This window comes from uncultured Jannaschia sp. (assembly GCF_947503795.1).
GTDB lineage: Bacteria > Pseudomonadota > Alphaproteobacteria > Rhodobacterales > Rhodobacteraceae > Jannaschia.
Map to the genome: position 1 here is coordinate 1,335,667 of NZ_CANNEZ010000001.1, position 13,857 is coordinate 1,349,523.

The window sequence follows — 13,857 nt, forward strand, 5'->3', positions numbered from 1 at the left end:
GGGGGTGTAACGCCCGTGGCCCGGCGCTATACATGCCCAAGGCCCGGGGGCAGGGTCAAGGCGCGTTCCAGCGCCGATCGGGCAAAGGACAGGCAATGTTGAAGGGTGTGCTGCTGGGATCGGTATCGGCTCTCGTCCTCTGGGGCGCGGTGCTGGCCGGGGTCTCGCTTCTGGTGACCGGATCGCCGACGGGACTGGCGGGAACGCCGCCGCAGGCGCCGGTGCTGCGCGACCAGGCCGAGACGGTGCCGGTGACGCCCGAGCCGCTGCCCGAGCGCGCGCCGTCCGCCCCCGCCGTCGAGACGGCCGATGCGGTCACGGACCAGACGTCTACCGCCCGCGAGAGCGTGGCCGAGGATGTCGATCTGCCCGCCGGAAGCCAGTTCAACCGCCCGCGCGAGGATGGCGTCGTGGTGACGCCCGACGCGGCCCGGCCCGCGCGCCCCGATCCGGTGGCGGTCCAGCTGGGGCGGGGCGATGCCGCGACGGTCGCCCAGCCCCAGCTGGACACGGGCACCGCGGCCCAGCCCGAGACGTCGGGCATCGCGGCCATGACCGCGCCGCCGGTCGCAGGCGAGGCGCCGGTGCTGCCCGGCTCGCCCTCCGAGACGCCGCCCCGAACCTTCCGCGAGGTGCCGATCGAGACCTCCGAGGGCGACGCGCCCGCGACCAATGACAGCATCCTGATCGAGATCGAGCCGGCGGCGGCCGAACCCGCCCCCGCCGTGGTGGAAACCGCCCCCACGAACCCCATTACCGTCGTGCCCGAGGACGAGGTGGTCGACGCGCCCCGCGCCGAGACGCCCGAACCCGAGCCCGAGCCTGCCACCGACCCGATCGAGCCGCGCCGGATCGTGCTCGACAGCGAGCGCGCGGCGACCGAGCCCGTGGCCGAGCCCGAGGCGGAGGACGCCGCCCCGCGCCCCAACCTCGTCGTCCATGCCGCCGAGTTCGACAATCCCGAAGGCCTGCCGCTCTTCGGGGTGGTGATCGCGGTCGGACCGGACGATCCCGTGTCACAGGCCGACCTGATGGGCTTCGACTTCCCGGTGACCTTCGCGATCGACCCGGTGCGCCCCGACGCGGCCGACGTGGTTCGGCGGTTCCGGGCGCAGGGGTTCGAGGTGGTGATGCTGGCCGACGCGCTTCGACCCGGCGGCGCGGCGCAGGACATCGCGGTCGCGGTCGAGGGCGCGCTCGCCGTGATGCCCGAGGCAGTCGCGATCCTCGATCCGGCGACCGACGGGTTCGTGCGGGACCAGGCGGCGCTCTCGTCGATCCTGCCGGTTCTGGCCGAGGAGGGGATGGGGCTTCTGACCTATCCGGGCGGCCTGAATTCGGGCGTGGCTACCGCCGAGCGGGCCGGTGTGCCCGCGGCGATGTTCTACCGCGCGCTTGATGCCGAGGGGGAGCGGGCGACGGTCATCACCCGCTATCTCGACCGCGCGACCTTCGAGGCGACGCGCGACGGGGCGGCGATCGTCATCGGACGCGCGCAGCAGGAGACCATCACGGCGCTTTACTCCTGGCGATTGGGCAGCCGGTCCGACCAGGTGGCCATCGCGCCGGTCAGCGCGATCCTCAGCGCCGAGTAAGGCTCAGAGGTCGGCTTCGGGCAGGTCGATCCGCGCGACCTGCTGGGCGATGGGCTCGACCGACAGGGGATGCGTCTCGTGGATGTGGTCCGAAGGTGCGCCCAGCGCCTCCCAACGGCGGTTCTTGAAGATCTCGACCGCCGAGAAGCCGGCCTTGTAGCCCATCTTCGGCGATCCCGGCACCCAGTAGCCAAGATAGACGTAGGGCAACCCCGCCTCGCGGGCGACGTCGATATGGTCGAGGATGATCTGGGTGCCCAGGCTGTCGGCGGCGCAGGTCGGATCGTAGAAAGAATAGACCATCGACAGCCCGTCATCGAGCACATCGGTCAGGCAGACGGCGCGCAGTTCGGGCGAACCGCCCGTATCGACGGCGCGGTCGTCCCAGTATTCGATGACGCGCGTGCGGATCGGCGTCTCCTCGATCATGGCGGCGAACTCGAAGATATCCATGTCCGCCATGCCGCCATCGGCATGGCGCGCCTCGAGATAGGTGCGGAAGAGGGCGTATTGCGCCTCGGTCGCCCAGGGCGAGGTGATCTCGCGGCGCAGATGAGCGTTGCGGCCCAAGGTCTTGCGCTGCGACCGGGACGGCTTGAACCGCTCGATCGCGATCCGCGCCGAGAGGCAGGCGGTGCAATCGGCGCAGCTCGGACGGTAGAGCACGTTCTGGGAGCGCCGAAAGCCCTGCTTGGACAGCTTGTCGTTGAGGTCGGCCGCGTTCGAGCCCTGCAGGGCGGTGAACAGCTTCCGCTCGCGCCGCCCGTCGAGATAGGGGCACGCCTGAGGCGCCGTCACGTAGAACTGCGGCGTCAGCGGAAGGCTGTGGCGCATGGGTCGAAAATTAGCCGTCTGGTGAATGGGTCCGTCGCGAGCCTAGACGCACATGGGTGCAGGTCAACGGAAAAAAGGCCCCGCGGGCGGGGCCTTGCCGGTCAAATGCCGTGCCGGATCAGGACGGGCGATTGATCGCGGCGCTTCCGAGGACGAGATCGGTCAGGCCCTGGCGACGCCCGGTCACAAACATCGCCGCGATGCTGGCGAGGGCCGGTAGCACGAAGCTCATCGACGCGTAATAGCCCAGCACGTGGAGCATCGACTGCATTCCGTCGAACCGGTCGCCCGAGGGGCCGCGCAGCTCGATCCCCATGAGGCGCATGCCCCAGGTCGCCGATCCCGAGGCGAGCGTTCCGATCCGGTAGAGCGCGCCGATGGCGATGAAGGCGACGGGCCAGAGAAAGAACGCCAGCGTCAGCGTCAGGATGCCCGCCACGATCGTGAAGCCCGTGATGAGGGCGACGTCCACGATCCACGCGAGCGCCCGCTTCGCGAGCACGCCGTTGTAGAACTCGGGCTGATCGACGGGGTCGGGAAGGGCCGTTGTTGCGGTCAGATAGGTCATCGGTCGTCTCGGTCTCCGGTTGCGGGCGGGAAGGCGGGGCGCGCCGCCCCCGGGCGGGGGCGACGCGGTTGGTTCAGGCTTCGGTCGGCGCCGCGTCCGAGCTGTCGCGCTTGGAGCGCTCGTCCATGAACTGGTCGAACTCGGCCTTGTCCTTGGCCTCGCGCAGCCGCTGCAGAAACTCCTCGAAGGCGCTCTGCTCGTCTTCAAGGCGACGCAGCATGTCGGCCTTGTAGGTATCGAAGGCGGCGTTGCCGGTGGACCGGGTCGCCATCATGCCGCGGGCGGCGCGACGGGCGTTGCAGGTCATCGAATTGCGGCCGGAAAACATGCGCTTGCTCCAGATCATGTAGGCGAGGAAGGCGAGGCCCACGGGCCAGAAGAAGATGAAGCCGAGGATCATGGCGGCGATCCAGGCCCCCTTTCCACGGGCGTCGAGCCAACCTTCGGTGCGGGAAAGCCAGGAACCGGAAGCGGGGCCGGCATAGGCGGGGGCGGGGGTCATCAGCATCTCCTGTTCAAGTCATGTGAATGTGTTTCACATTACAGGATGTGGGGTGGGGGTCGCCGGGCTGCAAGAGTTCACGAGCAAAAAAGTTAAGCCGGTTTACATGGTTTTTGGAAAACGTAATGATTTTATAGGTTTGACTGGGCGATTACTCATTCGAGAACGGGAAAATCGGCGCAAATCCTCACCGGCGGACCAGCCTCAATAGCCGCGCCAGATCCACCCACCGCCGAAGATTCGGGGTCCATCGAGGTCGTAGAACACGCAGGCCTGTCCGGGCGATACCCCCTGTTCCGGCGCGAAGAGTTCGACTTCGGCCCGGTCTGGCCCCAGCGGCCGCAGCACCGCCTCGACCGGGGGTTTGGTCGAGCGCACCTTCACGCCGACATGCCACTCCGCCCGGCTCTCGAACGGCGCATCGCCCAACCAGTTGATCTCGCGCAGCGGCACGAGGCGGGTGGCCAGCGCGGATTTCGGGCCGACGACCACCTGACGCGTTTCGGGATCGAGGCGCACCACGTAGAGCGGCTCGGCCAACCCGCCGAGGCCCAGACCTTTCCGCTGACCGATGGTGTAGCGGATGACCCCGTCATGCCGCCCGAGCTCGGTGCCCGCCATGTCGACGATGGCGCCCGGCTCGGCACTGCCGGGCCGCAGCTTCTCGATCACTGCGGCGTAGTCGCCATCGGGCACGAAGCAGATATCCTGGCTGTCGGGCTTGTCGGCGACGGGCAGGCCGTACCGCTGCGCCAGCGCGCGGGTCGCCGCCTTGTCGGGCAGGTGGCCGAGCGGGAAGCGCAGGTAGTCGAGCTGCTCCTGCGTCGTCGAAAAGAGAAAATACGACTGATCGCGCACCGGATCGGCGGCGCGGTGCAATTCCGCGCCGTTGGGACCTGCGTGGCGTTGAATATAGTGACCCGTGGCCATGCAGTCGGCATCGAGATCCTTGGCTGTCTCGAGGAGGTCGCGGAATTTCACCCTCTCGTTGCAGCGGATGCACGGTACGGGGGTCGCGCCGCCGAGATAGGCGTCGGCGAACTCGTCGATCACGGCTTCACGGAACGTGTTCTCGTAATCGAGCACGTAGTGCGGAAACCCCATGGTTTCCGCGACGCGGCGCGCGTCATGGATGTCGCGCCCCGCACAGCAAGCCCCCTGTTTGGCCAGCGCCGCGCCATGGTCGTAGAGCTGCAGCGTCACGCCCACGACGTCGTAGCCTTCCTCGGCCAGTTGCGCGGCCACGACCGAGCTGTCGACGCCGCCGGACATGGCGACGACCACGCGGGTGTCGGCGGGTGCCTTGGCGATCCCGAGGGAATTGAGTGCGGCGTCGAGGGGCATGTCGAACCTCGCTGGGGCGGAGATACGCCGCCGATATAGGAAAATGCGAGATATTCACAACCCGGCGGTTCACATCCGCTTAAGGCCCGCACGGGCACTAACGAGGCGTTCACGATGGAGGACGCCATGTATTTAAGGAAAGGGCAGGGGCCACATGTGGTCACGCTGCCGAACGGGACGCAGATGTCGCGCGCCGACCTGCCGCCCGCGGGTACGACCCGATGGGTGGCCCGCCGGAAGGAGGCCGTGGTGCGCGGCGTGCAGGCGGGCCTGCTCACGCTCGACGAGGCGATCGGCCGCTACGAGCTGTCCGAGGAGGAGTTCGCGGGCTGGGAGGCGGCCATGTCGAACCACGGCACCGACGGGCTCAAGACCACTTTGACGCAACGGTACCGCCAGGGGTGATCGGAGCGTCTGTGGATTCTTGACGCGGGTAACGATAAGTTAACCCTTTGGACGCAGGCTTAAGGTCATATACTGCATCCTCCCGGAGAGAGCCATGCGAATCCTGCTCGTCGAAGACGACCCCACCACCTCGAAAAGCATCGAGATGATGCTCGGGTCCGCGAACCTGAACGTCTATTGCACGGACATGGGCGAGGAGGGAATCGATCTCGCCAAGCTTTACGATTACGACCTGATCCTGCTCGATCTGAACTTGCCCGACATCAACGGGCACGAGGTCCTCAAGCAGCTGCGGCTCAGCCGGATCGAGACGCCGATCCTGATCCTCTCCGGCTCCGACGACACTGAGAACAAGATCAAGGGCTTCGGCTTCGGCGCCGACGACTACATGACGAAGCCGTTCCACCGCGACGAGCTGGTCGCGCGCATCCACGCCATTGTCCGCCGCTCCAAGGGCCATTCGCAATCGGTCATCCGCACGGGCACCGTGGCGGTGAACCTCGATGCGAAATCGGTCGAGGTCGATGGCCGCTCCGTGCATCTCACCGGCAAGGAATACCAGATGCTCGAGCTTCTGAGCCTCCGGAAGGGCACGACCCTGACCAAGGAGATGTTTCTTAACCACCTCTATGGCGGCATGGACGAGCCGGAGCTGAAGATCATCGACGTGTTCATCTGCAAGCTGCGCAAGAAGCTGACCGAGGCGACCGGCGGCGAGAATCACATCGAGACGGTCTGGGGGCGGGGCTATGTTCTGCGCGACCCCGAAACCTCCGCCGAAAGCCAGCTCATCAGCGCCTGACCGGGCGCGGGGCGCCCGCTTCGGCGCCGATCCGCCGGGCATCGGCCCTGCGTCAGCGCCGCCTGTCGGTTGGGGGCCGGGGCCTCCGGCGCGGTCGCCTGCCGCAACTCACAACCATCCGGACGGACGGGCCGCCGCCACAGCGCGCGGCCCGATTCCATCGGGCGGCCGGCCCACGGGATAGCACCGCCCGGCCGGACCATATGCGCGAATCGCTGGCGAGCCGGCGGCTGGGGTTCTAGGTCTCGTAGCGTCGCAACGGGGGCTTCGGGTGGCGGGACGTCGGGATATCGAGATCGCGGACATGACGACGGCGGAGGCCGAGGCCGAACTTGCCCGCCTGGCCGAGATGCTCGGTCGCGCCAACGCGGCCTATCACGCCGAGGACGCGCCCGATATCGACGACGCGACCTATGACGAACTCAAGCGGCGGAACGCGGCGATCGAGGAGCGCTTTCCCGATCTCAAGCGTGCCGACAGCCCGACCGACCTGGTCGGAGCCGCCCCGTCGGACGGGTTCGGCAAGATCCGGCACAGCGTCCGGATGCTGTCGCTCTCGAATGCCTTCACGCCCGAGGATGTCGCCGAATTCGACGCTCGGATCCGGCGCTTCCTCGGGCTCGGTACCGAGGACAGGCTGGCTTACACCGCCGAGCCGAAGATCGACGGGCTAAGCCTTTCGATCCGCTACGAGGACGGCGCGCTGATCCACGCCGCGACCCGTGGCGACGGACAGATCGGCGAGGACGTGACCGCGAATGTACGGACTATCGGGGACATCCCCGCGCGGCTGGACGGTGCGCCCGCCATCCTCGAGGTGCGGGGCGAGGTCTATATGAGCCACGCCGATTTCGCCGCCCTCAATGCGCGGCAGGCCGAGGCCGGGGCCAAGTCTTTCGCCAACCCGAGGAATGCCGCGGCCGGCAGCCTTCGCCAGCTCGACGCCGAGATCACGCGCGCCCGACCGCTGCGGTTCTTCGCCTATGCCTGGGGCGAGGTGTCGGATCCGCTGGCCGACACGCAGACCGGCGCATTGGACCGGCTGGCCCGACTGGGCTTCTCGGTGAACCCCGAGACCGCGACCTGCGACGGGCCCGCCGCGTTGATGGCGGTCTATGACGGCATCGCCGCGCGCCGGGCCGAGCTCGGCTACGATATCGACGGGGTGGTCTACAAGGTCGACGACCTGGCGCTTCAGGCGCGGCTGGGGTTCCGTTCGACCACGCCACGCTGGGCGACGGCCCACAAGTTCCCCGCCGAGACGGCATGGACCCGGCTGGAAGGCATCGACATCCAGGTCGGGCGCACCGGCGCGCTCTCGCCCGTGGCGCGACTGACGCCGGTGACGGTGGGCGGCGTGGTCGTCTCGAACGCGACGCTCCACAACGAGGACTATATCGCCGGTCGCGACAATTCCGGAAACCCGATCCGGGGCGGCGCCGATCTGCGGGTGGGCGACCGTGTCGAGGTCTTCCGCGCAGGCGACGTCATTCCCAAGCTGCGCGACGTGGACATGTCCGCGCGTCCGGCGGACGCCGTGCCCTACACCTTCCCCGACACCTGTCCCGAATGCGGCAGCCCGGCCACGCGCGAACCCGGCGAGAGCGTGCGCCGCTGCACCGGCGGGCTGATCTGTCCCGCGCAGGTGGTCGCACGGCTCAAGCATATGGTCGGGCGCGCGGCGCTGGATATCGACGGGCTGGGCGACAAGGAGGTCGAGCGGTTCCACGACCTCGGCTGGATCCGGCGACCTGCGGATATCTATACTCTGCAGGGCCGCTACGGCTCCGGGATGAAGAGCGTGGCGGCGCTCGACGGCTGGGGCGAGACGTCGGCGGCCAAGCTATTCGCGGCGATCGAGGCGGCGCGGGTGCAACCGCTGGCGCGCGTCCTCTTCGGGCTGGGCATCCGCCATCTGGGCGAGGTCGCGGGGCGTGACTTGGCCCGGCATTACGGATCGTGGGATGCGTTCGCGGCGGGTGTCGACGCGGCCGAGCCTGCGGCCGAGGCGCATCGGCGGGCCGAGGCCGCCGTTGAGGCCGAGCGGGCCGAGGCCGCCGCCGAGGGGCGGCGCGCCAGGCCGACGGACATCCGCACGACTCTGTGGGTCGACGTCGAACCTGAAGCCCGCGCGGCCTGGGACGACATGGTCGGCATCGACGGGATCGGCGCGACGCTGGCGCTGGCGATCTCCGACGCGCTCCACGCCCCGGAGGAGCGGGCGGCGATCGACGCGCTTCTCGCCGAACTCGAGATCGAGGCGCCCGAGGCCGTAGCCGAGGCGAGCCCGGTCGCGGGGCTCACCGTCGTCTTCACGGGCACCTTGGAGAAGATGACGCGGGCCGAGGCCAAGGCGCGGGCAGAGGCGCTGGGCGCGAAGGTGTCGGGCTCGGTCTCGGCCAAGACGGATCTGCTGGTCGCGGGGCCGGGTGCGGGGTCAAAGGCCGAAAAGGCGGCAACCCTCGGGGTGCGGACGCTGGACGAGGACGGCTGGCTCGACCTGATCGGCGACGCATGAGCGGGCGGCCCGAGCGCCTGTTCCCGCTCTTTGCCGGGCTGGAGACCCTGCCGGGGATCGGCCCGAAGTCCGCCAAGGCGCTGGCGAACCTGCATGTCGCGACGCCGAAGGACCTCGTCCTGACCTTGCCGACGGGGGGCGTGGACCGCAGCCCGGTCGAGAGCATTCGCAACGCGGTGCTGCCCGGCGTGGTGACGGTTCAGGTGACGGTCGGGCGGCACATCCCGCCGGCCACGCGGGGACGCCCCTACCGCATCGAGGTCGAGGACGCGAAGACCAGCTTTCAGGTTGTTTTCTTCCGGGGTGCCGCGGAACTGCACGAGAGGCTTTTGCCGACGGGACAGGCGCGCGTGATCTCGGGCAAGGCGGAGCTTTATGACGGGGTCGCGCAGATGCCGCATCCCGATCACGTTCTGATGCCGGGCGAGGCGCTGCCCGCCTACGAGCCGGTCTATCCGCTGACCGCGGGCGTCACGGCGAAGGCGATGGCGAAGGCCGTTGCCGGGGCGCTGACCCGTGTGCCGGACCTGCCCGAATGGATCGATCCGGGGCAGGTCGCGCAAGCCGGGTGGCCCGGCTTCGCCGACGCGTTGCGAGCGGTTCACGCGCCCGAGGGAGCCGCTGACCTGTCGCCCGGAACGGTGGCGCGGCAACGGTTGGCCTATGACGAACTCTTCGCGCATCAGCTGACGCTGGCGCTCGCGCGGGCGACGGAGCGGGCGCGCAAGGGACGCGCGACCGAGGGAGACGGGCGGATGCGGCGCAAGGTACTGGCCTCGCTGCCGTTCCAGCCGACGGGCGCGCAGATGCGCGCCATCGATGAGATCGCAGGTGATCTGGCCGGGACGCGACGGATGAACCGGCTGCTGCAGGGCGATGTCGGTGCGGGCAAGACGCTGGTCGCACTGATGGCGCTGCTCGCAGCGGTCGAGGCGGGCGGGCAGGGGGTGCTGATGGCCCCGACCGAGATCCTGGCGCGGCAGCATTACAAGGGTCTGCAACCGTTGGCCGAGGCGGCGGGCGTCGTGCTCGAGGTGCTGACGGGCCGCGACAAGGGTCGGGAGCGGCAAGGCAAGCTCGACGCGCTGGCCCGCGGCGACATCCACATCCTCGTGGGCACCCATGCCGTGTTCCAGCGCGACGTGGCCTTCGCCGACCTGCGCCTCGCCGTGATTGACGAGCAGCACCGCTTCGGCGTCCGCCAGCGGATGCTTCTGGGCGAGAAGAATGTGGGCGTGGACGTGCTGGTGATGACCGCGACGCCGATCCCCCGCTCACTGGCGCTGACGCAATACGGCGACATGGACCTGAGCGTGCTGGACGAGAAGCCGCCGGGCCGCACGCCCGTGGCGACCGCGACGATGCCCGTCAGCCGGATGGACGACGTGGTGGCCAAGCTGCGCGCGGCAGTGGCCGAGGGGCGGCAGGCCTACTGGGTCTGTCCGCTGGTCGAGGAATCCGAAACGGTCGACACCACCTCGGCCGAGGAGCGGTTCCGCGCGCTCCGCGCGGCCTTCGGCGAGGGCGTGGTCGGCATGGTCCACGGCCAGATGCCGCCCGCCGAGAAGGACGCCGCCATGGCGCGCTTCGTCGCGGGCGAGACGAAGGTCCTCGTGGCGACGACGGTGATCGAGGTGGGCGTCGACGTGCCCAATGCCTCGATCATGGTCATCGAGCGGGCCGAAACCTTCGGGCTGTCGCAGCTGCACCAGCTGCGGGGCCGGGTGGGGCGCGGGGCGGCGGCCTCGACCTGCTTGCTGATGTACAAGGCGCCGCTGGGAGAGACGGCCGAAGCGCGGCTGCGCATCCTGCGCGAGAGCGAGGACGGCTTCCGCATCTCGGAGGAAGACCTGCGGCTGCGCGGGGCGGGCGACGTGATCGGGACGGCGCAATCCGGCCTGCCACGGTTCCGCATCGCCGACCTTGAACGGCAGGCGGGGTTGATGGAGATCGCGCAGTCGGATGCGCGCACACTCCTGAGCGCCGACCCCAAGCTCGAAGGCGAGCGCGGACGCGCCGCGCGCCTTCTTTTGTGGCTCATGGAGCAGGACAGGGCGCTGAAGCTGCTGTCCGTCGGCTAGGCTGTAGGGCGGAACAAACGCGGTTTGTTCACCTATGTTCTAAAAAAGTTCTTTACAGAACGTGAACAGATATGAGAACAAAGGGTCAACAAGAGCAGCCGAGGAGGTCCAGCAAATGGCCCGGAAGATCATCCGCACCGTCACCCGCATCGAACGCGAACCGGTGACCGACATCCTCGGCGGCATCTGGCTCGTGACCCTCGTGATGGGTCTGCTTCACCTGCCCAGCCTGCTCGCCTGATACCCGGTTTCTGCCCGCGTCCCGTTCATTTCCCGGTTCGTTCGATCCCCGTCGTCCGACCCTGGCCCGTCCGCCTGTCCCCGCGTGACGCCGCCGCCGATCCTCCGCCTTTCCCGTGCGGAACATGATCATTGCCCGATGAACGGGATGCCACTTCACCCGCCGCCTCCGCCCCACGGAGTGCGGCGGTTTTTTTTTGGCGGAGCGTATGGGCGGGTCAGGAGGCCGTGTGCCGCGCGTCGGAGAGCTGATCGAGGGCGGCTAGCGTGGAATCGAGCGCCAGGAGGATCGACGCGTGCCGATTGCGGTAGTCGCGGGCAGGCTCCAGCACCTCGTAGCCATCGAAGGGCGCATCGGGGACGGGGCCACCGGCGGTCAGCATGGCGTGCAGCCCGTCGCGCGCGGCCTGCACCTCGTCGCGCGTACGCCCGATCATCACGGCACCCGAGATCGCGGCAGAGGCTTGGCCCAACGCACAGGCCTTCACGTCCTGCGCGTAGCGGGTGATGCGGCCGTCCTCGGCGTCGAGCGACACCGTCACCGTCGAGCCGCAGAGCGGCGAGCGCGTCCGCGCGGTCGCCATCGCGCCGTCGAGCGTGCCCGCATGGGGCATGTCGGCGGCAAGTGCTAGGATGCGGCCCGAGTAGAGCTTGATCAGATCGGCGTCGGACATGCGGGTTCCTTTCGCGCAGCCTGCGCCTTAGGTAGCGTCGCGACCCGGCGATGCAAAGGTGCCCCATGAGCTTCGACCCTGCGACATTGCGCTACGACGACCGCGGCCTGATCCCGGCCATAGCGCAGGACCATGCCACGGGCGAGGTGCTGATGATGGCGTGGATGAACGCCGATGCCGTCGCGAAGACCATCGCGACCGGTCGCGTCACCTACTGGAGCCGGTCGCGCCAGGCGCTCTGGATCAAGGGCGAGACGTCGGGCCATGTCCAGACGCTCGTGGATCTGCGCGTCGATTGCGACCGCGACGCGCTCCTGCTTCGGGTCGAGCAGGTCGGCCCAGCCTGCCATACGAACCGCAGGTCCTGCTTCTATACGGCGGTCCGCGACGGGGAAGAGATCGAACTGATGGCGCCCGAGACCGCCGGGGGTTGAACCGTTAGCGGTAACAGTGCATTTCGAACGGAACAGGAGGGACGCTCATGCCGCTCGATTCCCGCATCGACGAGATCACCGACCGTATCCGCGAACGCTCCCGCGACCGCCGCGATGCCTATCTCAAACGCATGCGGAAGCAGGCCGAGCAGGGACCTCGGCGCGGTCACCTCGATTGCGGCAACCAGGCCCATGCCTACGCGGCGATGGGCGAGATGAAGGACGACCTCGTCGCCGACCGCGTTCCGAACATCGGGATCGTCACCGCCTATAACGACATGCTGAGCGCGCATCAGCCGTTCAAGGATTATCCCGACCGCATCAAGGCCGCCGCGCGCGCCGCGGGTGCTACCGCACAGGTCGCGGGCGGCGTGCCCGCCATGTGCGACGGCGTCACCCAAGGCCAGGCGGGAATGGAGCTTTCGCTTTTCAGCCGCGATGTAATCGCGCTCGCGACCGGCGTCGCGCTCAGCCACAACACCTTCGACAGCGCGCTCTATCTGGGGATCTGCGACAAGATCGTGCCGGGCCTCGTCATCGCGGCGGCGACCTATGGCTACCTTCCGGGGATCTTCGTGCCTGCCGGCCCGATGCCCAGCGGACTGCCCAACGAGGAGAAGGCTGCCACCCGTCGGGCCTTCGCCGAAGGCAAGGTGGGGCGCGCCGAATTGATGGCCGCCGAGATGGCGTCTTACCATGGCCCCGGCACCTGCACCTTCTATGGCACCGCGAATTCCAACCAGATGCTGATGGAGTTCATGGGCCTACACCTGCCGGGTGCGAGCTTCGTCAACCCCGGCACACCGCTGCGCGACGCGCTGACGGACGCCGCCGCGACCCGTGCGGCCGCGATCACGGGCCTCGGGAACGCCTACACGCCGGTCTGCGACGTGCTGGATGAGAAGGCGTGGGTGAACGGGCTGGTCGGGCTGATGGCGACGGGCGGGTCGACGAACCTCGTCCTCCACCTGATCGCGATGGCGCGGGCCGCCGGGGTCGAACTGACCTGTGCCGATTTCGACGCGATCTCGGGCGTCACACCCCTGATGGCGCGGGTCTATCCCAACGGCCTTGCGGACGTGAACCATTTCCACGCGGCGGGCGGGCTGCCCTATATGATCGGTCAGCTTCTCGACGCGGGTCTCCTACACGAAGACGTGCAGACTGCGGCGGGGCAGGGGCTTTCGGCCTATGCGAGCGAGCCGAAGCTCGGACCCGACGGCCTGCACTGGGCGCCCGGCCCCCGCGAAAGCCAGAACGACAAGATCCTGAAGCCGCCGCATGATGCCTTCGCCACCACCGGGGGCCTGCGGCAGATGCGCGGCAATCTGGGGCTGGGCGTCACCAAGATCAGCGCCGTCGCCGAGGATCATCAGGTGGTCGAAGCGCCCTGCGCCGTGTTCCACGACCAGGACGCGGTCAAGGCGGCGTTCAAGGCCGGCACGCTCGACCGCGACGTGATCGTGGTGCTGCGCTACCAGGGTCCGAAGGCCAATGGCATGCCGGAGCTGCACGCGCTGACCCCGTCGCTGTCGGTGCTTCTGCAACGCGGGTTCAAGGTCGCGCTGGTCACCGACGGGCGCATGTCGGGCGCGTCAGGCAAGGTGCCCTCGGCCATCCATGTGGCGCCCGAAGCGCTGGATGGCGGCCTGATCGCCAAGCTGCGGGACGGCGATATCCTGCGTTACGACGCCAAGGCGGGACGGCTCGAATGCCTCACGGAAGGCGTCGAGGGGCGAGAGATCGAGGTCCCCGACCTCAGCGCCAACGAGGAGGGGCTCGGCCGCGAGCTTTTCGCGCTTTTCCGTGCCAATGCCGGTCCCGCCGACCAGGGCGCCGGCATCGTCATCTGAACCACCC

Annotated in this window: 13 protein-coding genes; 8 read left to right on the forward strand and 5 right to left on the reverse strand. The window is 68.6% G+C overall.

Annotated elements, in window-relative coordinates; translation table 11 throughout:
• Positions 1 to 95 precede the first annotated feature (95 nt).
• Positions 96 to 1,595: a divergent polysaccharide deacetylase family protein gene (locus tag Q0833_RS07105; protein WP_298431733.1), complete on the forward strand. Its 1,500-nt coding sequence runs from the start codon at positions 96 to 98 to the stop codon at positions 1,593 to 1,595.
• Positions 1,596 to 1,598: 3 nt separating this feature from the next.
• Here the strand turns inward: Q0833_RS07105 and Q0833_RS07110 are convergent, their stop codons facing one another.
• The 4 genes from Q0833_RS07110 to mnmA form a co-directional block, all read right to left on the reverse strand.
• Positions 1,599 to 2,429 (reverse strand): arginyltransferase, encoded by an 831-nt coding sequence (locus Q0833_RS07110; RefSeq protein ID WP_298431738.1) that lies wholly within the window; start codon positions 2,427 to 2,429, stop codon positions 1,599 to 1,601.
• Positions 2,430 to 2,547: 118 nt separating this feature from the next.
• Entirely contained in the window at positions 2,548 to 2,997 is a 450-nt protein-coding gene (locus Q0833_RS07115) for an RDD family protein (RefSeq protein ID WP_298431740.1), read from the reverse strand.
• Positions 2,998 to 3,070: 73 nt separating this feature from the next.
• Positions 3,071 to 3,499 (reverse strand): DUF2852 domain-containing protein, encoded by a 429-nt coding sequence (locus Q0833_RS07120; RefSeq protein ID WP_298431745.1) that lies wholly within the window; start codon positions 3,497 to 3,499, stop codon positions 3,071 to 3,073.
• A 204-nt stretch (positions 3,500 to 3,703) separates the two neighbouring features.
• Positions 3,704 to 4,843, reverse strand: a complete 1,140-nt coding sequence (gene mnmA, locus Q0833_RS07125) for a tRNA 2-thiouridine(34) synthase MnmA (protein ID WP_298431747.1) — start codon at positions 4,841 to 4,843, stop codon at positions 3,704 to 3,706.
• Positions 4,844 to 4,969: 126 nt separating this feature from the next.
• Between mnmA and Q0833_RS07130 the strand changes: the two genes are divergently transcribed.
• From Q0833_RS07130 to Q0833_RS07150, 5 genes are all read left to right on the forward strand, one after another.
• Positions 4,970 to 5,248, forward strand: a complete 279-nt coding sequence (locus Q0833_RS07130) for a DUF1153 domain-containing protein (protein WP_298435043.1) — start codon at positions 4,970 to 4,972, stop codon at positions 5,246 to 5,248.
• Positions 5,249 to 5,342: 94 nt separating this feature from the next.
• On the forward strand, positions 5,343 to 6,050 hold the full coding sequence (gene ctrA / locus Q0833_RS07135) for a response regulator transcription factor CtrA (RefSeq protein WP_298431750.1): 708 nt from the start codon (positions 5,343 to 5,345) through the stop codon (positions 6,048 to 6,050).
• 304 nt (positions 6,051 to 6,354) lie between these two features.
• A complete protein-coding gene (gene ligA, locus Q0833_RS07140; RefSeq protein ID WP_298435046.1) occupies positions 6,355 to 8,568 on the forward strand; it encodes an NAD-dependent DNA ligase LigA in 2,214 nt (737 codons plus the stop codon).
• Positions 8,565 to 10,649 carry an ATP-dependent DNA helicase RecG gene (recG, locus tag Q0833_RS07145; protein WP_298431753.1) on the forward strand — a complete coding sequence of 695 codons (2,085 nt, stop codon included), beginning with the start codon at positions 8,565 to 8,567 and terminating at the stop codon, positions 10,647 to 10,649. Before ligA ends, recG begins: the two co-directional genes overlap by 4 nt.
• Positions 10,650 to 10,764: 115 nt before the next feature.
• Entirely contained in the window at positions 10,765 to 10,890 is a 126-nt protein-coding gene (locus Q0833_RS07150) for a hypothetical protein (protein ID WP_298431758.1), read from the forward strand.
• A gap of 217 nt (positions 10,891 to 11,107) precedes the next feature.
• On the opposite strand, the gene Q0833_RS07155 is transcribed toward Q0833_RS07150, so the two are convergent.
• A complete protein-coding gene (locus Q0833_RS07155) occupies positions 11,108 to 11,563 on the reverse strand; it encodes an iron-sulfur cluster assembly scaffold protein (protein ID WP_298431761.1) in 456 nt (151 codons plus the stop codon).
• Positions 11,564 to 11,628: 65 nt separating this feature from the next.
• On the opposite strand from Q0833_RS07155, the gene hisI reads away from it, so the two are divergent.
• Positions 11,629 to 11,997, forward strand: a complete 369-nt coding sequence (hisI, locus tag Q0833_RS07160) for a phosphoribosyl-AMP cyclohydrolase (protein ID WP_298431764.1) — start codon at positions 11,629 to 11,631, stop codon at positions 11,995 to 11,997.
• A 47-nt stretch (positions 11,998 to 12,044) separates the two neighbouring features.
• Positions 12,045 to 13,850 carry a phosphogluconate dehydratase gene (gene edd, locus Q0833_RS07165; protein WP_298431767.1) on the forward strand — a complete coding sequence of 602 codons (1,806 nt, stop codon included), beginning with the start codon at positions 12,045 to 12,047 and terminating at the stop codon, positions 13,848 to 13,850.
• Positions 13,851 to 13,857 lie beyond the last annotated feature (7 nt).